Raw genomic sequence first — 21,586 nt, 5'->3', positions numbered from 1 at the left:
TATCGTTGCACTGTCACGTTTGCGCTAAATCTGCCTTCTGCGTAACAGATGGCGGGCGCCTTCCGACACCAACAACAACACGGCCAGCCAGATCGGAATGTAGGTTAGCCATTCATCCCGGCCAATGGTCTCGCCAAGTAACAACGCCACCACCACCAGCAGTACCGGTTCCACATAGCTCAGCAGACCGAACAGGCTGAATGGCAGCAGGCGACTGGCAAGGATATAGCATACCAGCGCAGCGGCGCTGATTACTCCCAGCAACGGAACCTGCCAATAGAGTGCCGGGCTGATGCTCAGCGCCGCCAGTGGCCCGTTGCCACCGAAGGCGAACCAGGCGGCTACCGGTAACATCAATGTCAATTCACACCACAGCCCGCCGAGGTTATCGGTGCCAAAACGGCGGCGCAAAATAAAGTAAAGCGGATAGCCCAGCGCCACCACCAGCGTGGTCCAGGAGACGCCGCCCACCTGATACAGCTCATTACCAACGCCGATAATGGCGCAGGCTACCGCCAGTTTTTGCAGCAGAGAAAGCCGATCGCGGAACATTAAACGGCCCGCCAGCACCATCGTTAGCGGCAGCAGGAAATAACCCAGTGACACCTCCAACGCTTTGCCGTGCAGCGGCGCCCACAGGAACAACCACAGTTGCACCCCCAACAGCGCCGAACTCAGCGGTAGAAACAGCAGGCGGCGAGGCCGTTGTTTTATCCAGTACAGCGTTTCACTGACTTTGCGCCAGTCGGCGGAATACAGCATAAACAGGGTCAAGAATGGCACCGTCAGCAGGGTGCGCCAGCCAAACACCTGTTCGCCGTCGAGTGGCGTCAGAGTGGAAGTGTAGTAATACATCACGCCGAACAATATCGAGGCGATAACGGAAAGTGCTATTCCTTTAATCACGGACTGTCCTGAAAAGTTATTGATTTTATTGCCGCCCACTCTAGTGAAGTTTGGTGCTGACAACAATGCCGCGTATCACACTGGACAATCGTCAGTGGCGGGTTAAAATAAACACTGTGTATTAATACAGGTGTTTTGCAATGACCCTCGATCTATTTGAAGACGCTGTACCGCCGCCGTGGCGAGAGCAGATTGCCCCAGGTGCGGTAGTGATGCACGGCTTTGTGCGCGATCATGGCCCGGAGTTACTGGCGGCAGTGAATGGGGTAATCGCCCAGGTGCCGTGGCGGCATATGACCACGCCGGGCGGCCATGTGATGTCAGTGGCGATGAGCTGGTGCGGCAACGGCTGGAGCAGTGATAGCCGTGGCTACCGCTACTCTGAGCGTGACTCGCGCAGCGGTAAACGTTGGCCACCGATCCCGGATATTCTGATGGCGCTGGCGGATGAAGCGGCGCAACAGGCAGGTTTTGCCCCCTTTGTCCCGGACTCTTGCCTGATGAACCGCTACGATCCGGGCAGTAAGTTGTCATTGCATCAGGACAAAGACGAGCATGATTTTGGCTCGCCGATTGTTTCCGTTTCCCTGGGGCTACCGGCGGTGTTCCAGTTTGGCGGTATGCAGCGCAGCGATCGGGCACAGCGCATTCCCTTGGCACACGGGGATGTTGTAGTGTGGGGCGGCCCATCGCGACTATGTTTTCACGGCATTATGCCGATCAAAGAAGGCTACCATTCGTTGGTGGGGCCACACCGTATAAACATTACCCTACGTAAGGCGCTTTAACTGTGGCTCTTTAGCCAGGCAGGCGACCAGATAGTCGATAAACACCCGCAGTTTGGGTGGCAAGTGTTGATTGGGTGCATACAATAACCACAGGCCACCGTGGTAGCTGCTAAGAAAGTCCCATTCCGGCAGCACTTGCACCACGTCACCGCTGTCCAACGCTTGTCGGGCAGTGAAGTAGGGCAGACTACCAATGCCAATATGCTGTTTCACCGCATCCAAGCGTACGCCGGTATGGTTAGCGGCATAGCGACCATGCACATTTACCGCCACCGTTTTACTGGCTCGCCTGAATTTCCAGCGGGCGTCGTTAGGTGTTTCACCCAGATAAATACAACTGTGATGTGCCAGATCTTGCGGGTGTTGTGGTGTGCCGTGTTGCGCCAGATAAGCGGGCGTGGCGCACAGCAGGTGTTCGATAGTCATCAACTGGCGGCCTATCAAGCCGGGTGAAGGCTGCTCGGTAATGCGCAGCGCCAAATCGACCCGATCATCAATTAAGTCCATATAACGGTCTTCCAACCGCAGGCGAACGTCCACCTTGGGATAGCGGCGTAAAAACTCTGGTATGTGTGGGTGCAATACAAAGCGGCCTACGGCCTTGGGTACGCTGACACTGATCAACCCCTCAGGCTCTACCGTCCCACGGCCGCTGAATTCCATGACGGAATGGGCGGCGTCCAGCATGTTGCGACAGCGTTGAAACACCTCTTCACCTTGTTCACTCAGGCGTAGCTTGCGTGTGGTGCGGTGCAACAGTTGTAACGCCAACGCCTGTTCCAGTTTGGCTACGCTACGGCTGGCGGCGGAAGGAGAAGTGCCTAATCGACGAGCGGCGGCGGAAAAACTGCCGCTCTCTACCACCTGAACAAACATGGCCATTTCGGCCAGCAGTGAATGAGAGAGATTTGTGCTCACAGCGCAAAGGTCCATTGTAATGTTGACGGATTATCCTTTGATTATGGCATGAATATAATGGGCTCTCTAATCAGGAGAAAAACCATGACCGAACGACTTTATTATTACAGCGACGATTTACAAGGCGAAGCGCAGGTGCTGGTCTGCACCCCGATTGAAGAGGGTGGATACGCGATAGAGCTGGACGCCACGCTGTTTCACCCTCAGGGCGGCGGTCAACCGGCCGACGGCGGCCAACTTGGCACTGTCCCGGTACTACGTGTGGCGCAGCAGGGTGACAAAGTGCTGCATTTTACTGCGGAACCCGTACCCGCAGGGCGGGTGAACGTACAGATTGATGGCGAACTGCGCCGATTGCATACCCGTTGGCATTCTGCCGGGCACTTAATCGGTTGGTTGGGTGAAACGCGTGGCTGGCAACCGGTGAAGGCGCATCATTGGCCGGGCGAAGGGCGAATCACCTTTGCACCGGGCGCGGAACCGCAAACGCTGGATCAGGCTTTCCTGCAAACGGAGCTGGCACGGTTGATTGCGGCGGATTTCCCACGCAAACAACTGGCGGTTGACGGCCTGCGTCAGGTCGGATTTGGCGAACTGCCGGCCTATGGCTGCGGCGGTACTCATGTGCCTTCGCTGGCTGAACTTGGCACGGTAAACATCACTGCGCTAAAGGTGAAAAAAGGGCAGTTGATTGTGCAGTACGAGCTGGGTTGATTACAGAGCCGGCGACTATTTCATCGGCCCGGCCTGTCGTAGCATGGTGCAGAATGCGCACTGGCATCCCGCCTGTGGCAGCGCTGCACAGGTGCCGATGTTGACCGCCTGCGCGTCCAGCGCGTGAAAACCATAAAACAGATTCTCGAGGCTGTTTTCCGCTGCGCGTGCATTTTCCGGCTGCGGTTCGGGCACTTTGGACTGAAACGCGGCGGCTTGCCCGGCCAGCAGCCCAAGGAACAGCAGAGAAAGTTGGATTTTCATTTTCGTCTTCCCGGTTTGGTTTTCGATACGTTATAACAAAACACCTTTTCTGCCAACCGTCACCGCCTTGTGCATTTTCCGCCATTGGTTAGCGAAATTAGTTCGTTCAACTCCCCGCCAATTTGGTTTGTTATCGAGGTTGTGCCTTCCCACTGTTCGCGGCGCCGTCGCTGGTCCTAAAGCCTGTAATCAAGGTGGAAGGTGACGGACATAGTGGGCCTATGTCCTAGCCTGACAACGCTGAGTACAGGTTTTAGGAACGAGGCCCAGAGGGCTGGGTGCATTTCCAACGCCTCTGTGTTGCTCATCGTTTATGCGCCACCGCAAACCTTGACGCTTACGGTTGGTTGCGTAGAGAAATGCTCACCAGCGGCGTTCACGCACAGTGGGGAGGTGCAACCTAATTTAATATTCCGAAATAAAGAAGGCGTGGCACTCTATGTTTAATTTCTCTTTCAATAGATTAACCAGCGGGATAACAGTGGCATTGGGATTGGCGGCGGTGATGAGTCCGGCGCTAGCATCGGTGCAGGGCGGCACGCTCGTCTACCTGGAGCAGCAGGCGCACAGCAATCTTTATCCGCCTTCCGGCGGTTTCTACCCCAACGGCGGCATTCTCAACCAGATCACCGACAAACTGACCTATCAGAACCCTAAAACGCTGGAGATTGAACCGTGGATTGCCGAATCCTGGAGCAGTAACGCCGACAAAACCGAATACACCTTCAAGTTGCGGCCCGGCGTGACCTTCTCCGATGGCACACCGTTGGATGCCAACGCGGTGGCGAAGAATTTCGATACCTTTGGTTTGGGCAATAAAGAAAAACGTCTGCCGGTGTCCGAGGTCATCAATAACTATGACCATAGCGAAGTGATTGACCCGTTAACCGTCAAATTTTACTTCAAGCGTTCGTCACCGGGTTTCCTGCAGGGCACCGCCACCATAGGGTCGGGGCTGGTTTCGCTGGGTACCTTAAACCGCCACTATGACGAACTGGGTGATGCACGCCATATCATCGGCTCCGGCCCGTTCGTGGTCAGCGGCGAGACGCTGGGACGCGAAGTAGATCTTAGCGTGCGCAAAGATTATCAGTGGGGACCCACCAAACTGGCCCAGCAAGGGCGCGCTAATCTGGACGGTATCAAGGTGATTGTCACTGGGGAAGACAGTGTGCGTATCGGCGCATTGCAGGCTGGGCAGGCGGACTTTATTCGCCAGATCCAGGCCTACGACGAGAAGCAAACGCAGGACCAGGGCTTCACTATCTACGCAGCCCCAACGCGTGGCGTCAATGACAGCGTTGCTTTCCGGCCTGATAACCCGTTAGTGAGCGATCTGCGCGTACGTCAGGCGTTGCTGCACGCCACTGACAGCAAGCAGATTGTCGATACGCTGTTCTCCGTTAACTACCCGCAGGCCAAATCGGTGATTGCCTCTTCTGCCGCCGGTTTTGTCGACCTGTCCGCCAAACTGAAATTTGACCCGGAACTCGCCAACCGTCTACTGGATGAGGCGGGCTGGAAAAAGGGCAGTGATGGTCTGCGCGAGAAAGACGGTAAAAAACTGCTGCTGAATATCTATGAATCACTGCCACAGCCGCAGAATAAAGCGGTGCTGCAACTGGTTTCTCAGCAGTGGGGCAAGGTTGGCGCACGTTTGAATATTCTGGCTGGGGATGCCGGCAGCCGGGTGGCGGATAACCTTGATCCACAAAAAACGCCCGCAGCGGTGGTGGAAGTGGGACGGGCCGATCCGGACGTGATCAAAAGCCAGTTCTACCCGACCAACCGTGATGCGCTGTTGCAGCAAGGCGGGACGGGTAAAAACAGCACGTTCAAAGATGACAAGCTCAACGCTTTGCTGTTGGGCATTGCCTCTGAGGTGGATGCGCAAAAACGCCTGCTTATCGCCGGTGAAGCGCAAAACTATCTGCTCGATCAGGCCTACGTGATCCCGTTCTTCGAAGAGCCGCAGGTGTTTGCCGGTGCGCCTTATTTGAAGGGGGTCAGTTTCGAAGCTGTCGGTCGCCCGAGTTTTTACGGTGCCTGGTTAGAGAAACACTAAGGAGGTCATGATGAGCCGATATTTGGCGCGGCGCATTGGGCTGGCGCTGCTGGTGTTGTGGGCGACTTTTAGCCTGTCGTTTATCTTGCTGCAGGTACTGCCCGGCGATGCCATCCTGATTAAGTTTCAGAACCCGGATATGGGGCTCAGTCCGGCCCAGATCGCTGATATGCGCGCCGCCTATGGTGCCGATGTGTCGCTGTGGCAGCAGTACCTGCATGCGCTGGGCAATGTGTTGCGCGGTGACCTCGGGTATTCCATTCAGGCTGGGGTGCCGGTGACCGAACTGTTGGCGACTAACCTGCCCGCGACGCTGCAACTGGCGGTGTTGGGGTTCACGGTAGCGTTGATCCTGGCATTGGCAATTGCTTTTACTTCCAATCTGAGTGGTTTTGGCTGGCTAAGATCGACACTGCAATCGCTACCGTCGCTCTTTGTCTCGGTGCCGACCTTCTGGCTGGGTATCGTGCTTATTCAGGTTTTCTCGTTTCAACTCAAGCTGATCCCGGTGATTAACCCGGGTGAGTGGCAGGGACTGATTTTGCCGATTGTGACATTGGCCGTGCCGATCTCCGCGCCACTGGCGCAGATCCTGATCCGCTGTATTGATCAGGTGCAGACTCAGCCGTTTGTTGCCGTGGTACGCGCCAAAGGTGCCAGCCGTAACCGGGTGCTATGGCGCCATGTAGCCCGCAACGCCATGCTGCCCACATTGACGATTGCGGGCATTCTGCTTGGCGAGCTTATTGCGGGTGCATTAATCACTGAAACCGTATTTGGTCGTAGCGGGTTGGGGCAACTGACCTTACAGGCAGTCCTGAATCAGGATGTGGCGGTGTTACAAGCCATTGTGGTGATCTCGGCCGCCGCTTTCGTCAGCCTCAATCTGTTGGTGGATCTGCTGTTCCCACTGTTGGATCCCCGTCTGAAAATCCACACAGGAGCCGCCGTATGAGCAGTATCTCCTTTGAAAAAACTGTCGTGCATGAGCGTGATTTGGGTGGACTGGAAAGCGAAGGGACCTTATCCACCAGCCGTCCGCGTCGTCGTCGGGTACCGCTGACGCTGCTGCTGGCGTGGGCGGTGATCGCCATTGCGGTGCTCTGGGCGCTGGCACCGCAGTTATTTACCGCATACAGCGGTACAGAAGGCATTGCCAGCGCCCAGAGGCTGGCGCCGGGCGGCGCACATTGGCTGGGCACCGATCAACTCGGGCGCGACCTGTATGCACGTATGGTGTATGGCGCTTCGCAGACACTGTCTGCCGCGTTAGTGGCAGTTGCACTGGGGTTAGTGCTGGGCACAGCGTTGGGGCTGATTGCCGGTGCAGTCGGGGGAATTGTCGATGAGGCAGTGATGCGCTTCGTTGATGTGTTGCTGTCGATCCCCGGTTTGCTGCTGTCACTGAGCATTATTATTTTGTTGGGTTTTGGCACGGTTAATGCCGCCATCGCCGTCGGTATTACTTCGGTTGCCAACTTTGCCCGCCTGGCGCGTGCCGAAGTGGTGCGGGTGCGCCACAGTGATTACGTCGAGGCGGCCTATGGTAGCGGCGGCACCTTCTGGGCGGTGCTATGGCGGCACATTCTGCCGAACTCGCTGACATCGGTGATCGCCTTCTCGGCGTTGCAGTTTGGCAGCGCTATTCTGGCGATCGCGACTCTGAGTTTTCTGGGCTATGGCACCCCGCCGCCGACGCCGGAATGGGGGCTATTGATCGCTGAAGGGCGCAACTACATTTCGACCGCCTGGTGGCTGACGACCTTCCCGGGGCTGGCGGTAGTGGCAGTGGTGTTGGCGACCAACCGCATCAGCCGTTCATTCGGGAGAACCCAACGATGAGCCTTCAGACTGCATTGCAACGATCGGCAGCGACGCCGGTGCTGGAGCTGGATCAGGTGTCTATCGCCTATCAGAGCGCAACCGGCAGCCAGCGTGTGGTTCACCAGGTATCGTTCTCGATCCAGCCCGGAGAAGTGGTGGCGCTGGTGGGAGAGTCAGGTTCCGGTAAAACGACCACCGCGCAGGCGATCATTGGCCTGCTGACGGAAAATGGTCGTCTGGAACAAGGGGCCATCCGCCTCAACGGAACTGACATCAGCCACTGGTCGTCGCGGCGTTTGGACGCCGTGCGCGGCGCGCAAATCAGCTTGATCCCGCAGGATCCGTCCAGCTCGCTCAACCCGGTAAAAACCATTGGCGAACAGGTGGCGGAAATCCTCAATATTCACAGTCGGTTACCGCGTAAGCAGGTGCAACAGAGAGTGGCTGCTCTGTTGACCCGTGTAGGTCTGACGCACCCGGAACTGCGGGCTCGTCAGTACCCGCACGAGCTTTCCGGCGGCATGAAGCAGCGCGTGTTGATTGCGATAGCCATTGCTTTACAACCTGCGTTGATTATTGCTGATGAGCCAACCAGCGCGCTGGATGTCACGGTGCAAAAACGCATCCTCGATCTGATCGACGAGTTACGGCAAGAGTTCGGTACGGCGGTGTTGCTGGTGACCCACGATCTGGCTGTGGCGGCGGAGCGTGCCGACCGGCTGCTGGTGTTTCGCCATGGCCGGGTGCAGGAGCAAGGTGTAACCGCCGCGGTGTTGGGCGCGCCTGCCAGTGATTATACCCGCCAGCTGTTTGCCGACGTACCGTCGTTGCGCCACGCCACGCCGCGGCCACCTATCGGGCATGCCCTGCAAGAACAGGCGATCCAGGTCAATGGGTTAGTGAAAGACTTCCGCCTGAATGGCACCGGTAGCAAAACCTACCGTGCGTTGGATCAGGTGTCGTTTAGCGTACCGCGCGGCACCACCCATGCGTTAGTGGGGGAGTCTGGCTCCGGCAAGACCACGCTGGCGCGCTGCCTGCTCGGTTTTCAACGACCGGACGCCGGTCAAATCATTATCGACGGGGTCGATTTTACCCAGTTGAAAGGCGAAGCGCTGCGACAGTTCCGCCGCCGTATTCAGTTGGTGTACCAGAATCCATTCGGCTCGCTCGATCCATCGCAAACGCTGTATCAGGTGATTGAAGAGCCGTTGCTAAATTTTGAACCACTGGGCAAAGCGGAGCGCTATCGCCGGGTGCGGGATTTGTTTGAACGGGTCGCGCTACCGAATGAATTGCTGAGTCGTAAACCCCGCGAACTCTCCGGCGGCCAGCGCCAACGGGTGGCGATCGCCCGTGCGCTGGTCTTGCAACCACGCGTGCTGGTGCTCGATGAAGCGACGTCGGCATTGGATGTCCGGGTACAGGCGCAGATCCTGCGACTGTTGCAGGATTTGCAGCAGGAACTGGGGCTGACCTATTTGTTTATCTCACACGATCTGGCGACGGTACGGCAGATTTCACACAGTGTTTCGGTGCTGCACCGTGGGGTACAGGTGGACAATGGCGAGACTGGCGAGCTGTTCGCCCTGCCTGGCAGTGATTATACCCGTCAGTTGATTGAGGCCATTCCCGGTCGTCAGTTTAATGCCGAACCGCCTGAGGTTGAGGATGCGATCTATGAGCAGTAAAAGACTCGGTTTTTTCACCCGGTTACTGGATCAGGGGAGTGCGCAGCAGCGCTACCGACTGGCGACCGAACAGATTGCACATGCCGAACGGGCCGGGTTTGATAGCGCCTGGGTGGCACAGCACCATTTTCATGAGGATGAGGGAGGATTGCCTTCTCCGTTGGTATTTTTGGCGCAGGTGGCGGCGCGTACTCGCCATATCCGGCTCGGCACCGGGGTGATCACGCTACCGATGGAGTCGGCCATTCGTGTGGCGGAAGATACCGCCGTGCTGGATCTGCTGTCCGACGGCAGGCTAGAGGTGGGGATTGCCGCCGGTGGTACGCCGTCTTCGTTCAGCGCCTTCGGGTTCGATGCTCAGCAGCGCCACGCAGTGTTCACCGACAACTTCAACATTCTGCTGCGTGCCTGGCGCGGCGAGGCATTGGGTGATGAAACCAATCGCTTGTATCCGGCGGTACCTCAGTTGGCTGATCGGGTTTGGCAGGCCACTTTTTCGGTGGAAGGGGGCGAACGCGCCGGACGCGCCGGTGACGGCCTGATGCTGTCGCGGACTCAACCACGTCCGGCAGATACACCGGATCTGCCGCTAGACGAATTGCAGAACCCGATTATTGACGCCTATCTGGCAGCGTTACCGCCGGGGATCGCGCCGCGCATTATGGGCTCGCGCACGGCATTGGTCACTGACAATGGCCAACTGGCACGAGATTTTGCCGCGCAGGGACTTGGCCGTGGGCTTGAGCGCCTGCGAGCCAGCGGCCATCGCCCGTCTGATGAATCGCTCGATGGGCTGATCCGCGCCTTTGATGTGCATCTTGGCAGCCCGGATCAGGTCATTGCTTCTTTACAGAAAGACAGTGCGCTGGCGCGGGTGACTGACCTGGCATTTCAGGTGCATTCCATTGATCCACCGCATGCTCATATCCTGCGTTCGATTGAATTAATCGCCCGTCATGTTGCGCCTGAACTGGGCTGGCAACGTCGTACACCTATTACTGTCTCCTATGAACATCACGCTGAGGAAAAGGTATGACTGCACAATTGAACAATGAAGACCTGTTGGCTGCGTTGGCAGAGATTGCGCCCGGTTCTGCGCTGGCACAGGCAAGAGCAACACGGCAGGCGGCGACAGATGCGATTCATGCCAGTTACCTTGCGCTGTTTTCCCCCGCAGACGTGGGCGGATTTTCCTTAGCGCAGCGGCTGCAAATCGCGCAGCGTATCAGCGAATGGCATGCAGACAAGCCACTCTCAACGCATTATGCGGCATTGCTGCAACAACAAGGTGGTGCAGAGGAAGGGGCACATTTACAGGCAGCTCTGGATCATGCCGAGCGGCTGGCGTTTAAACCTGCCAGTGCCGACGCGCAACATCTACAGGTGCTCCAACAGGCCGGTTGGTCGCTGGACGATATTGTCACCTTGTCGCAACTGATCGCGTTTGTCAGCTTTCAAAGCCGTCTGCTGACGGGATATAGGTTGCTTGGCGGCAAGCCGATAGAAGAGGGCGCTGTTGGTGCGCCGGTCAGGGCAGGCCGTTGGCGTACCGAATCGACCACGCTGCGTGGTCGCCATGCGCCGCCGGTATTTACGCGTCAGGAACTGGGCTGGGAGCCGTGGATTGCCGCTAAACCGTTGACGGAATTTGACGCAGCAGGTCAGGCGCTGTTGACACGCTTTGGGCATAGCGATTCGGAATATTTCCGTCTGTTGGCCCGCAATCATCCGGTGTTGGAACAGCGGACATTAGCGGATCGCGCGATTTTCTATACCTCGGACGGATTGGAGCGTAAAGATCGTGAACTCGCGGCGACGGTCGCGAGCAAGGTGAATGGCTGCATCTATTGCGCTTCGGTACATGCTCGCAAGGCAGCGCAATTGTCCAGGCAGGCGGATGAGGTGCAACGTCTGCTGGACGTAGCGCCGGGAGAGATATTGAGTGAAGGGCAAGAAGAACCGTGGCGCGTGCTAATAGACTTTGCCGCTGCATTGTCTGCTACGCCGCCGCAGGCTAATGCTGCTCATCTGGCGGAGCTGCGCGGGTTGGGGTTGGATGAGCTAGCCCTGTTGGATCTGGTACAGTCAACGGCCTTCTTTGCCTGGGCGAATCGGCTGATGTTGACCCTTGGAGAACCCTTCGACGATCGGTAAAGTGAGTGCAAAGCCCTAGCTGAAATAACCGGGGATACGTTATTCGCCCCGGTATAATTAAAATAATAATTACTGTTCCCTACACATTATTAACCTGATTAACAAATACACACATCTCTTGTCATTATCATGACGAATAATTCAAATTGAAAAAATTGCCCCATCACCCCTAATACTCCGATACTCAGCCCATCAGTGAATTTAATTCAAAAATAGACAGCTAATTTTGGCAGGACGCATTTTCGATGGGATACGGCGCGATGGGAAGTTTTTTTAAGCAGGTATATCGTTATTCTCATACACGGCCTTACCGGCACAATGAAAACCTCTGGCCGTATGTGAAAATTGAACGTGCAGAAAGCGGAGAAATTGCGGTATTAGAGTACAAAAGACAAACAGTGCCGATAGTGACCTTGTCAGCATTGAAAGACAGTTGGCAGGGGCCGGTATTGCTGACGGCAACGGGACCCTCGGTAAAAAAAATGTGCTTTAGCGATATCCCGGATATGCCGGCTATCGGAGTCAACGGTGCCTATTCCTTAAGCCAACAGGTGCGCTTTCGCTTTTACGTGATTGTCGATATGGGCTTTATCGATCGGCGGCCGGATATTATCCAGGATATTATCCTTGAGTCTGACTTAATCCTGTTTACGACGGTACACGGCGTGGCGAAAATAATTGACCGGTTCACGTTGGCCGGGGTGAAATGCCGGTTTGCCGTGGTTGAGGACGCAGCCTTCAAAATTTATAACCCCAAAATCAATCCGCTGGCTTTGTGGGAGCATTATCGCCATGATCAGTGTGTTGATTTCTCGCCGGTCTGTAAATCCATCGCATTTAGCCATGACATTCGACATGGTATTTTCGATGCCGGTACCGTGGTGTATTGGGCTTTTCAGATAATTGCCTTTTTGGGGTTTAAACAGCTCTTTATTGCAGGGCTGGATATGAACAATTTCCACTTGCCACGATTTTATGAGACACCGGAAAACCAATTGCCAACCTTCTTACCGGAGAAGGTTGATGACCTGATTATCCCGGCGTTTAGTCATGCTGGAGAAAGAATGAAAAAAAAGAATATTGTCGTAAGGAATTTTTCGTTGGGGAGTGCCATAGATACAAGTATTTTTGAAAAGGTTGATTGTAATGATTTTTTCAAAAAGAACTGATGTAACGGCATTGATCTCTGTTTACGCTTTTCTGGCATTCTCTTTTTTCAGTGCTATTTTCTGTGGTTTCACCCGGGTAAATAATTTATTCCATATCGCAGCATTTTTCTTCCTGCTTACGTTGCTCTCCAAACCTGCATTTCGACAAGTCTGGCTTAACAGACGTTCGACGGTGGTGGGGATACTGCTGGCCGCATGTTTTCTCACCTATTACTCTGCCAGTAATCTCTGGGGGGGCACGCCGGATAATATGGCGTCAACTTTGACGCACAGTGCTTATATCCTGATTTATCTTGGCCTGTTGATCACTGTGCTGGAAAGTCCACGACGTACACTTTTACTGTGCGGGGTGATCGCCGGCATCACCTTGCTATGCCTGTATCTGGCATGGGTTGATTACCGTGTAATTTATACCCTAAGAGAAACATCTGACGCCAATCCCGGCCCGCGTAATGTGATAGACCTTGCCGGCTATGCTGCGTTGGGGATTATTTTAAGCCTGATTGTTTTTCGTGATACCCAACAAAAAAAAGCCCTTCTGTCGATCCCGGTGCTTTTTGCTTTTATGGTGCTGACGCAAAGCCGTGGGCCTTTGATTGCCCTGCTAGCCGCACTGGCATTAACCACATCCTACTTGGCACTGAATAAAAAAACGGTTTTTTCTATTGTGGCCGCGATGATACTTGCCGCAATGGTGGTTGTTTTTTCACCCATTGGCGAGATGCTGATTACACGTTTTGAAGAACTGTATCAGCAGAGTTTTGTACGAATGAGTATTTGGCAGCATAGTGGGATGTTGATAGCGCAGGCGCCATTTTTTGGCTATGGATTTGATAAAGAACTGACGTTCACCAATTACACCGGCGAGTTTATTCATACGACGCATAGCTTGTACCTGGGGGCATTACTCAAGGGGGGGCTGGTCGGGTTTAGCCTGTTTGCAGGATTACTGGTATTTGGCGCAGTGCTCGCTGTACGCCATCTCAACGCCGGGCGACGGCTGGAAGCCGCATTGTATTTTTTCATGCTGATTTTCTATTGCTCGCAGGGCATGTTTGTTATCGCCAATCCGGCCGAGTTTTGGTACCTGTTTTGGTTCCCGTTGGCCATGGTGTTTGCCCAACCTACCCATGCGATCGCTGATCAGCCGCGTTGAAGCGCAGCCGCCACTTTATCAAAAACCTGATGCTCAGTGATGATGCTAAGCGGCTGGCGACGTTGGGCTGCACTGAGCTGTATCGTATCCGTGGGCACGTACATAACCTGATGCAACTCGCTATTCTGATAGGGGCCAGTATGCTGCGGATTTGCCGTGACAAACAGGCTGACGGTGGGGGTTTTGAGGGCAATGGCCAGATGCAGGGGGCCAGTGTCGCCGGTGACCAAAACCTGCATGTTTGACATCACTGCCAGCAGTTGCGGCAGGGTGGTTTTACCCATGTGGCTGACCACGCGTTGTTGCTCGGCAGCCGTCAGTCCGGCCATGAAGGCCTTTTCGATGGCTAGCTCTTTAGGGGTGCCAATTAACTCAATCTGGTTGTGTGGCGAGTGCGCCAGCAGCAGTTTGGCCAGATGAGTAAAACGTTCAACGGGCCAGCAACGTAAGGTTTCGGAAGCCCCCATTTGGAAACCAATCAGGGTTTTGCCGCTGGTTTTATTCACCGGTGGAAACTCAATGGGAATAAACATCTCGGTATTGTCTGTGCGGCACCCCAATTGCGCCACCAGATCCAACTTGCGCTGAATTAAATGCCCGCCGGTGCTGCGGCTGACTCCGCTCAGCCAGGGCTCCATGCCGGTGGCCTTGTTGCCGTAAGCATCTTTGAACACATAGTGGCAACCGGCGGTAATGGCGACAATGACGTCATAAGGGGATTTGGAGTGAAGGATGATCGCCAGTTCAGGCTTATGTTTACGCAGCTGGTGAATAACGCTGAGCATGTCTTTTGCTTTATGATCCCAATAAATAACATCATTAAAGAAACGACTTTCTGCGACCAATTGTTTGTTTTTATAGCTTGAAATAAGCGTGATGTGTGCCGTTGGGTAGCGTTCACGCACCGCGCGAATAGCTGGCGTATTAAACATAAGATCGCCAAGTGCGGTGGTGGAGAAAATAACAATGCGATTAAACGTCAGGCCCGGATGAAAACTGGCTTTTTCTTTAACGCTGCCGCCGAACCGGGTGTACACCTGCAGACAGGCGTTGGCTGCCGTTATTTTCCATTGTTTTGACATCTTATTTCACTTTGAGTTGATTGGCGTGCCGGTCTGACGGACACATCATATGATGTTTATCCTAACGGGCCAATGGGCGGCAATATATTGCTACATATACTTGCGCAACCTTAATAAAGGGGCAGCAAACTGCCCCTTTTGGCGAATCAACGTTGCCAAACTTGCGGGCTGCGTGGCGTATCCACTCGGTAATCCGAGTAGTGACGAGTGAAAATATCGCGTCCCAACTCGTGAGCGGCCAGCAGTGGATTGCGTGGATCACGGCTGATTTCACCGCGGTTGTTGCCTGCCCCCTGTACCACGCCGACAAACTCGGAATGCGTATAGCGACTGAACTCCTGAATCTGATGCACAATCCCCATAGCACCACCAGGGTACGTTTCCTCTGAGGCCACGGTCAGCCCGATGCGCTTACCGCTCATACGCTGGTGCACCTGTTCCGCATCGGGGTAGGTGCTGGCGTAATAGCTAAAAGAGCGATCGAAAAAGGCTTTGGTTTGCGCCGACATGCCATACCAGTAAAGTGGGGTGCAAAACACAGCCGCGTCCGCAGGCAGAAAATGTGTCAGGAACAGTTCACCGTAACGGTCGGAAGGCGGTGCTGCATGGCGCTCATCCGCTAGAAAACCGCTGATGTAATCATCTAGAAAATGCAGGCTGGCTATTGTTCCTGCCTCGGCGGCGCCGGTCATCACGGCTTGGGCCAAAGCGGCACTGTTGCCGTCACGGCGTGGGCTGCCGACCAATACGATAAGATGTTTTGGGTGATTAGATGAATTCATGTAACTCTCCGTTTGCTAGCAACGAGTGTGAATAGTCAATTTACGGCGTGTTCAGCGTCAGCGACAAATGAGCTTTACTCTGCCAGGATGAATTGAATTCACCTTTACGGAACCAACACCATGTTTGCCACGCTGCCGGTTACTGCGTTACGCACCTTTGAGTCCGCTGCCCGCTTGCGCAGTTTTAAACAAGCCGCACTGGAGTTGGCGGTTACGCCGACGGCGGTGTCACATCAGATCAAAGTCCTTGAACAGCAATTGGGTTTCGCCTTGTTCGATCGGGTACCGCGCGGCGTGCGATTGACGCAGAAGGGTGAACGCCTGTTTGCCAGGGTGCACACTGCGCTGCTTGATGTGGCAATGACGTTGGATGCGCTACGCCCTGTACCCAGCGCCGGCTCATTGTGTGTTTCGGTCACCCATTCATTCGCTGCACTGTGGTTAGTCCCGCGTCTGGGGCGGTTCTATCAGGCCTATCCGCATTATCTGGTCCGCCTGGAAGCCTGCGGCGAGGTTATTGACCTACAGCAGGACGCCAGTGTGGACATTGCTATTCGCTACAGCAGTGCAAACTACCCGCAGTTGCATCTGGCGGCGCGGCTGGAGGAGAGTTTTGGTGTTTATGGTGCCCCAGGTCTGTGCGCAGCGGAACAGCAGACGCCCGCACTGATCACTGTTCGCTGGCATGACTCTACCTTGTATGAAAACGGCTGGCGCGAGTGGTGTCAGGCTGCCGGGGTTGATTGGTGGCAACAGCACACGACGTTACGGGCGTATGACGAAGAGCATTATGCGTTGCAGGCAGCGGTGGCTGGGCAGGGGCTGGTGTTGGCCAGTTCGGTGATGGTGTCCGATCTGGTACGTAATGGCTTATTGGTTTCCTATCGTCCGGAAATACGCGTGCCGGGTGCCGCTTATACCGCACTGTGTGTACCGGGTCGCGAACGACATCCGCCGGTACGGGCGTTCCTGGATTGGCTGCAACAAGAGCTCCTGCGCTGAGCAATAGCACAAAATAAAAGTTTTGCTGGTGTGAGTCATGGGAATATCAGATAACGTTGTTATTCCATACCCATGAGAGAGATGTCCATGAGCCAGCCAAGAATTTCCGATCACCCGATTGATGCGCAGTTTATTGAACGTTGGTCGCCGCGCGCGCTGGCGAATGATCCTATTGACGATGCAACCCTGCTGAGCTTCTTTGAAGCCGCGCGCTGGTCGCCCTCAGCGTATAACGTTCAGCCATGGCGCTTTGCCTACAGCAAACATGGTTCGGCCAGCTGGGACAGCTACCTGGATTTCCTGGTTGAATTTAACCGCGGTTGGGCGCAACACGCTTCGGCGCTGGTGGTGGTCATCTCCAAAACCACCAGTTTGAACGGTGAAAAAGAAGTGAGTAACCCAAGCCACGCCTTCGATGCCGGTGCCGCTTGGGCTAACCTGGCGTTGCAGGCACATTTGAAAGGCTGGCTGACCCACTGCATGGGGGGCATCCATCACGATAAAATCAAAGCTGCGCTCAATCTGCCTGACAACTATCAAGTGCATGGCATCGTGGCTATCGGTAAAGCGGGGGATAAATCCCGTCTGCCTGAGTTCCTGCAGCAAAAAGAGATCCCTTCAGGCCGTTTGCCACTTGAGCAGACTGTGGTGGAAGGGCTGAACTTCACCCTGTAATAGATCTTCAAAGACTGATTAGCCCGCAGGGTTTCGCTCTGCGGGCTTTTTTATGCCGTAAGACGTTGAGGTAAAACTTTGTGAGTATGTCCATGGCCACAATGATCGCTATATAATGTTTTATATAGCGATCATTGTGAGAAAAGGGGGTTCCATGAACAATCACTTCGGCAAGGGACTGATGGCCGGTTTAAAAGCGCAGGACGCCAGCCCACCCGATCAGTTATCCCGGTTCTGCTGTGACTACAAACGGGGTTTTGTGTTGGGGTATGCCCACCATTTGGCGGAAAGCTTAGGAGATGAAAATCAGGCAGCGTTCGAGGCCGGGCTGCTTTGCCGGGCCTACGATCTCAATGGGGAGCTGATGAGTGAGTTCTTCTCTGGCGGCGCTAATCGCTTGGCCGAGAAATTTTTCTGCGCAGGCTATAACCGGGACCCACAACGTTAAGCGTCATCCGTTTAGGGCCTGACAGCGTCAGGCCTTGTTCATCACTACCACCAGGTAAATGCAGGTTTCGGCGCTCTCATTTTTGAATACACAATCGGTGGGCGGACCGAGTTCAAGGCAATCACCTTCAGCCATCTCATGGCGGGTTTCGCCTTCCTGAAACACCAACGAACCTGACAGCACCCAAAGCAGTTGCCGCATAAAAGCGTAGGCTGAGGCTGGCATGGGGATCTCCGCGCCGGCAGGCAGTTCAATGCGCACCAGATCGAGTGGCATATCCGACTGCGGAGACACATGACGGCGGATGTAGCCACTGTCGGGATCGACCCAAACCGGCTGATCCTGTTGGCGCATCAACCGACCTTCTTGCGTTTCCGCCCGGGCGATCAGTTTTGACATGCTCAGGCCGAACGCGCCAGAGAGGCGACCTAGCAACATCGCCGTAGGGCTACTGTCACCGCGTTCAATTTTGTGCACCATGGCACGCGAAACTCCGGCCCTTTCGGCCAGATCGGACAATGACCAATGGCGTGCTTCACGTTCGATGCGGATCCGCGCGCCGATGCGTTGATTTAGGTTGTCTAATTTATTATTCATATCGTAGTATGATAGTGGACGGTCAACCAAGAGGTCAACATGCTTATCCGTAACGCGACTATAACCGATAGTGCAGGTATTGCGGCTATCTATAATGATGCTGTGCTTAATACGACGGCGATCTGGAATGAACTTAGCGTCGACGCGGCGAACCGTGAGGCCTGGATGGCGGAACGGCAAGCTGCGGGTTATCCGGTATTGGTCGCGGTTAATGAGGCGGGTGAGGTGATGGGGTATGCCTCATTTGGTGACTGGCGGGCCTGGGATGGTTACCGGCACACTGTCGAACACTCGGTTTATGTCCGCAAGGATTGCCGTGGTGGCGGAGTGGGTAAAACGTTACTGATCGCTCTGATTGAGCAGGCGCGGGCAATTGGCAAACATGTGATGGTGGCGGGTATTGAGTCCGGTAACCATGCCTCCGTGCAGTTGCACATCAATCTGGGGTTCGAGATGGTCGGACGGATGAGCGAAGTGGGCGCCAAGTTCGGTAAATGGCTGGATTTGACCTTCTTGCAGTTAAAACTCGATGACAACAACGAGCCACCGGCCCGTTAATCGTGCCGAAAAATTCAGGATCGCTATGAATATCATGCTATTGCTGCTGGTGGCCGCCGGGATCAGTCTGGTTATCCAGAACCTGCTAATGGTGCGTATTACTGAAAGTGTGTCGACGGTGTTGATTACGTTGGTGATCAACTCCAGCGTTGGCCTGTTGTTATTGATGGGGTTATTGTTTGCCAAAAACGGCGTGAGCGCGTTGGCGGAGGTGACTGGCACACTCAGGATATGGATGTTGCTGCCCGGTTTGCTGGGTTCATTTTTTGTTTTCTCCGGTATCCTGGGCTACCAGAAGCTGGGGGCGGCGACTACCATTGCCGTCCTGGTTGCCAGCCAGTTAGTTGCGGGGCTGATGGTGGATATCTACAAAGCCGGGCCAGCGGCACTGCGCGAAAATTTGCCTGCACTCTTGGGCGGTGTATTGTTGGTCATTGGTGCTTTTCTGGTGGCTAGGCGAAGTTTTTGAACGCTAAAAGGCCCGCTCAGTTTCCCCGAACGGGCTAATCTGCATCTTAGTCAATCAGAATGACAACGTCATACCAGCATAATAAGCGCGGCCGGGTTCGTTATAAGTCGACGCACCTTCGTTTTCACGATACAACTCCTTATCAAACAGATTACTTATGCCTGCATTCAGACGCAGGTTCTTGGCCAGATCATAATTCACTCCAACCGCTGCTACGGAATAGGCCCCCACCTCATTGGTTGCCAGCGAACCCACTTCATTGCGGATTTCGGCATACTCACGTGGTTTCTGACGGCCATAAAAGGTCCAGGTGACATTGGTTGAAAGCTTATCGGTCAACTGATAATCCAGCATGGTATTGACGGTGTATTTGGGGATCACGGAAAGTGGATTGCCGGTCTCCTTGTTCTCTGATGTGATCATGTAGGTAGCATTGGTGCGCCAGCTAAGCCGATCTTTGATCACCGGGATCACCAGGCTGCCTTCTAAGCCTTCGACCACCGCTTTGCCGCCATTTTCCCAGCGTAAAATGTTGTAACCGTTAGAGGCGTAGCCCACCAGATCGGTACCCGAGACGATTTTATTTTTATAATCGTTACGGAAGTAGGTGATACCGGCATTGAATCCTTCATAGGCGAATTCCAGACCAATCTCTTTGTTAATGCTGACTTCGGGATCTAAATCGTTGTTACCCATCAGGTAGCAACTTCCTGAGGCAATATTATTTGGGCATCCGTTGCCACGGGTAGAAAGCAGGTAGCCTTCGCTGGATTGGTACAGGTTAGGGGCTTTAAATACGCGTGCAATGCCCGCTTTCAGTTTGAAGTAGTCGCCAAGCTCTTGTGAAGCGTTGAGACTCGGGCTCCAGTTACTGCCGAATTTACTGTGATAATCGAAACGCAGGCCGGGAATCAGCAAAGTACCGGGTACGGCTTCGATATTATCTTCGAAATACAGAGCGCTAAGTTCAGCACTGTTTTTAGCACTGCGGCCGCCAGGATCGCCGGATATGTCGCCAATGGTGATGCCGCTGGCGTCCGTGACCTGCATGGATGCGGGGTCGTTAAGCTGTTCCCGGTTCCACTCTGCACCGAGCGTCATGGTTTGGTCTAACCACAGGTCTAACGGAAGTGTCACTTCACCGGTAGTTCTGACATTTTGCAGCCGACTGGTCGTGTATTGGTCGCTGTTTATCATCCCTTCCACACGCCCGGTAGACCCTTCTTGCAGGCGGGTATTATTGGTTTTTTCGTAATAGACGCCGACGCGTGACTGCCCCCAATCCCAGATGCCGTTATGGGTGATGCCATAGGTCTGGCGATATAGACGGTTGGTTTCTTGCCCGTACAGTGATGACACCAGATCGTTCGGGCTAAGGTTACCGTTGCTGTACTGGGTATCGCCGGCATAGATATTCCCCTGGCGGCTGTAGCCCAGCTCAAAATCAACGATCTGCGTTGGGGTCATTTTCCAGGAGAAGAGGGCATTGACGTCTTTGTTGCGCACGCCTTCGTGACCGGCAGCATAGGAACCGTTTTGTGCCGTGTTGATATCAGCAGCATCGGCGTCGGTTTTGTTGAAGTTTCCGTATAACCGCATGGTGAGTGCATCGTCAGCTAATGGGCCGCTGAGGCTAAAGTTAGTGCGCTTTGTCGCCCCCTCTTTGTCGTTTTCTGGCTGATTGGTAAACAGAGATAAACTTCCGTGCCAGTCGTTAGTTGGGCGCTTGGTGATGATATTGATTACCCCACCTGCGGCACCGGAACCGTAACGTGCCGCCGCCGGGCCCCGCAGAACCTCGATACGTTCAACCATTTCTGCTGGCACCCAGTTGGTATCGCCGCGGGTATCTCTTTCGCCGCGCCAGCTATAGCGGACCGAATTACGTGACGTGGTCGGGACGCCGTCGATCAGGATCAGTGTATTTTCTGGCCCCATCCCGCGTATATCGATCTGACGGTTATTGCCCCGGCTGCCGCTGGCGCTGTTACCGGTGAGGTTCACGCCAGGCATTTTTCGAATAATGTCGGATAAATCATTGACCGGAGGATCCTTGGCGATGTCTTCAGCGGTAATAATGGAGACGCCAGGTTGCTGTTTTAATTGTTCCTCTGCCGGTGCCAAGACCACCATTTCTTCACTTTCACCCGCCAGATCATCAGCGGCATAGCCGCTACCGCTAATCAACCCTGCCAGCAGTATCGCGCCCGGTCTCAATTTGAAAGCTTTTGTGTAAATCATGCATCTTATCCCTGAAAGTGTGTGCAAATATTATTGAATGATTATGGTAACGATAATCATTTGCATTTATCGTAAAGGAAGTG

22 protein-coding genes are annotated in these 21,586 nt (G+C 54.5%); 15 read left to right on the top strand and 7 right to left on the bottom strand.

Annotated features, from left to right (window positions below; all coding sequences use genetic code 11):
* Nucleotides 1–24: 24 nt before the first annotated feature.
* Nucleotides 25–906 (bottom strand): EamA family transporter RarD, encoded by an 882-nt coding sequence (gene rarD / locus SGR01S_RS04465; protein ID WP_061806657.1) that lies wholly within the window; start codon nucleotides 904–906, stop codon nucleotides 25–27.
* A gap of 140 nt (nucleotides 907–1,046) precedes the next feature.
* On the opposite strand from rarD, the gene alkB reads away from it, so the two are divergent.
* Nucleotides 1,047–1,694, top strand: coding sequence for a DNA oxidative demethylase AlkB (gene alkB, locus SGR01S_RS04460; protein ID WP_061806656.1), 648 nt, complete (start codon nucleotides 1,047–1,049; stop codon nucleotides 1,692–1,694).
* On the opposite strand, the gene SGR01S_RS04455 is transcribed toward alkB, so the two are convergent.
* Nucleotides 1,677–2,612 carry a LysR family transcriptional regulator gene (locus tag SGR01S_RS04455; RefSeq protein WP_218000715.1) on the bottom strand — a complete coding sequence of 312 codons (936 nt, stop codon included), beginning with the start codon at nucleotides 2,610–2,612 and terminating at the stop codon, nucleotides 1,677–1,679. The two genes, alkB and SGR01S_RS04455, sit on opposite strands and share 18 nt — an antisense overlap.
* An 84-nt stretch (nucleotides 2,613–2,696) precedes the next feature.
* Here SGR01S_RS04455 and SGR01S_RS04450 point away from each other — a divergent pair, with 84 nt between their 5' ends.
* Nucleotides 2,697–3,326 (top strand): alanyl-tRNA editing protein, encoded by a 630-nt coding sequence (locus tag SGR01S_RS04450; RefSeq protein ID WP_061806654.1) that lies wholly within the window; start codon nucleotides 2,697–2,699, stop codon nucleotides 3,324–3,326.
* Between the two features lie 15 nt (nucleotides 3,327–3,341).
* On the opposite strand, the gene SGR01S_RS04445 is transcribed toward SGR01S_RS04450, so the two are convergent.
* Complete coding sequence (locus SGR01S_RS04445; protein WP_061806653.1) at nucleotides 3,342–3,590, bottom strand: hypothetical protein; 249 nt, start codon at nucleotides 3,588–3,590, stop codon at nucleotides 3,342–3,344.
* A gap of 439 nt (nucleotides 3,591–4,029) precedes the next feature.
* Here SGR01S_RS04445 and SGR01S_RS04440 point away from each other — a divergent pair, with 439 nt between their 5' ends.
* From SGR01S_RS04440 to SGR01S_RS04405, 8 genes are all read left to right on the top strand, one after another.
* On the top strand, nucleotides 4,030–5,655 hold the full coding sequence (locus SGR01S_RS04440) for a TIGR04028 family ABC transporter substrate-binding protein (RefSeq protein ID WP_061806652.1): 1,626 nt from the start codon (nucleotides 4,030–4,032) through the stop codon (nucleotides 5,653–5,655).
* Nucleotides 5,656–5,665: 10 nt separating this feature from the next.
* On the top strand, nucleotides 5,666–6,610 hold the full coding sequence (locus SGR01S_RS04435) for an ABC transporter permease (RefSeq protein WP_061806651.1): 945 nt from the start codon (nucleotides 5,666–5,668) through the stop codon (nucleotides 6,608–6,610).
* Nucleotides 6,607–7,497, top strand: a complete 891-nt coding sequence (locus SGR01S_RS04430) for an ABC transporter permease (protein WP_061806650.1) — start codon at nucleotides 6,607–6,609, stop codon at nucleotides 7,495–7,497. Before SGR01S_RS04435 ends, SGR01S_RS04430 begins: the two co-directional genes overlap by 4 nt.
* Nucleotides 7,494–9,170, top strand: coding sequence for a dipeptide ABC transporter ATP-binding protein (locus SGR01S_RS04425; protein WP_061806649.1), 1,677 nt, complete (start codon nucleotides 7,494–7,496; stop codon nucleotides 9,168–9,170). The genes SGR01S_RS04430 and SGR01S_RS04425 overlap by 4 nt, the downstream gene beginning before the upstream one ends.
* Nucleotides 9,160–10,206 carry a putative FMN-dependent luciferase-like monooxygenase gene (locus tag SGR01S_RS04420; protein WP_061806648.1) on the top strand — a complete coding sequence of 349 codons (1,047 nt, stop codon included), beginning with the start codon at nucleotides 9,160–9,162 and terminating at the stop codon, nucleotides 10,204–10,206. The genes SGR01S_RS04425 and SGR01S_RS04420 overlap by 11 nt, the downstream gene beginning before the upstream one ends.
* On the top strand, nucleotides 10,203–11,324 hold the full coding sequence (locus tag SGR01S_RS04415) for an alkylhydroperoxidase domain protein (RefSeq protein WP_061806647.1): 1,122 nt from the start codon (nucleotides 10,203–10,205) through the stop codon (nucleotides 11,322–11,324). The genes SGR01S_RS04420 and SGR01S_RS04415 overlap by 4 nt, the downstream gene beginning before the upstream one ends.
* Before the next feature lie 260 nt (nucleotides 11,325–11,584).
* Entirely contained in the window at nucleotides 11,585–12,493 is a 909-nt protein-coding gene (locus SGR01S_RS04410) for a WaaZ-like lipopolysaccharide core biosynthesis protein (protein ID WP_061806674.1), read from the top strand.
* Nucleotides 12,471–13,649 (top strand): O-antigen ligase family protein, encoded by a 1,179-nt coding sequence (locus SGR01S_RS04405; protein ID WP_061806646.1) that lies wholly within the window; start codon nucleotides 12,471–12,473, stop codon nucleotides 13,647–13,649. Before SGR01S_RS04410 ends, SGR01S_RS04405 begins: the two co-directional genes overlap by 23 nt.
* Here the strand turns inward: SGR01S_RS04405 and SGR01S_RS04400 are convergent.
* A complete protein-coding gene (locus SGR01S_RS04400; protein ID WP_061806645.1) occupies nucleotides 13,637–14,731 on the bottom strand; it encodes a glycosyltransferase family 9 protein in 1,095 nt (364 codons plus the stop codon). The two genes, SGR01S_RS04405 and SGR01S_RS04400, sit on opposite strands and share 13 nt — an antisense overlap.
* 146 nt (nucleotides 14,732–14,877) lie before the next feature.
* Nucleotides 14,878–15,513: a flavodoxin family protein gene (locus SGR01S_RS04395; protein ID WP_061806644.1), complete on the bottom strand. Its 636-nt coding sequence runs from the start codon at nucleotides 15,511–15,513 to the stop codon at nucleotides 14,878–14,880.
* A 120-nt stretch (nucleotides 15,514–15,633) separates the two neighbouring features.
* On the opposite strand from SGR01S_RS04395, the gene SGR01S_RS04390 reads away from it, so the two are divergent.
* The 3 genes from SGR01S_RS04390 to SGR01S_RS04380 all read left to right on the top strand — a co-directional run bounded on the left by SGR01S_RS04390 (nucleotide 15,634) and on the right by SGR01S_RS04380 (nucleotide 17,638).
* Nucleotides 15,634–16,515, top strand: coding sequence for a LysR substrate-binding domain-containing protein (locus SGR01S_RS04390; protein WP_061806643.1), 882 nt, complete (start codon nucleotides 15,634–15,636; stop codon nucleotides 16,513–16,515).
* Between the two features lie 87 nt (nucleotides 16,516–16,602).
* Nucleotides 16,603–17,190 carry a nitroreductase family protein gene (locus SGR01S_RS04385; RefSeq protein ID WP_037417064.1) on the top strand — a complete coding sequence of 196 codons (588 nt, stop codon included), beginning with the start codon at nucleotides 16,603–16,605 and terminating at the stop codon, nucleotides 17,188–17,190.
* Nucleotides 17,191–17,344: 154 nt separating this feature from the next.
* The gene (locus tag SGR01S_RS04380) at nucleotides 17,345–17,638 is read left to right on the top strand and encodes a DUF2623 family protein (RefSeq protein WP_061806642.1); all 294 of its coding nucleotides are present in this window, start codon (nucleotides 17,345–17,347) and stop codon (nucleotides 17,636–17,638) included.
* 27 nt (nucleotides 17,639–17,665) lie between these two features.
* On the opposite strand, the gene SGR01S_RS04375 is transcribed toward SGR01S_RS04380, so the two are convergent.
* A complete protein-coding gene (locus tag SGR01S_RS04375) occupies nucleotides 17,666–18,235 on the bottom strand; it encodes a helix-turn-helix domain-containing protein (RefSeq protein ID WP_037417067.1) in 570 nt (189 codons plus the stop codon).
* A gap of 39 nt (nucleotides 18,236–18,274) precedes the next feature.
* On the opposite strand from SGR01S_RS04375, the gene SGR01S_RS04370 reads away from it, so the two are divergent.
* Nucleotides 18,275–18,793 carry a GNAT family N-acetyltransferase gene (locus SGR01S_RS04370; RefSeq protein WP_037417069.1) on the top strand — a complete coding sequence of 173 codons (519 nt, stop codon included), beginning with the start codon at nucleotides 18,275–18,277 and terminating at the stop codon, nucleotides 18,791–18,793.
* Nucleotides 18,794–18,812: 19 nt separating this feature from the next.
* Nucleotides 18,813–19,262, top strand: a complete 450-nt coding sequence (locus SGR01S_RS04365; protein WP_370452813.1) for a DMT family transporter — start codon at nucleotides 18,813–18,815, stop codon at nucleotides 19,260–19,262.
* Between the two features lie 54 nt (nucleotides 19,263–19,316).
* Here the strand turns inward: SGR01S_RS04365 and SGR01S_RS04360 are convergent, their stop codons facing one another.
* On the bottom strand, nucleotides 19,317–21,503 hold the full coding sequence (locus SGR01S_RS04360; RefSeq protein WP_061806641.1) for a TonB-dependent siderophore receptor: 2,187 nt from the start codon (nucleotides 21,501–21,503) through the stop codon (nucleotides 19,317–19,319).
* Nucleotides 21,504–21,586 lie beyond the last annotated feature (83 nt).

The sequence above is a fragment of the Serratia grimesii NBRC 13537 genome (assembly GCF_001590905.1).
GTDB lineage: Bacteria > Pseudomonadota > Gammaproteobacteria > Enterobacterales > Enterobacteriaceae > Serratia > Serratia grimesii.
Note: the sequence above shows the minus strand (reverse complement) of the source record. Positions and strands in the feature narration are given on the sequence as shown.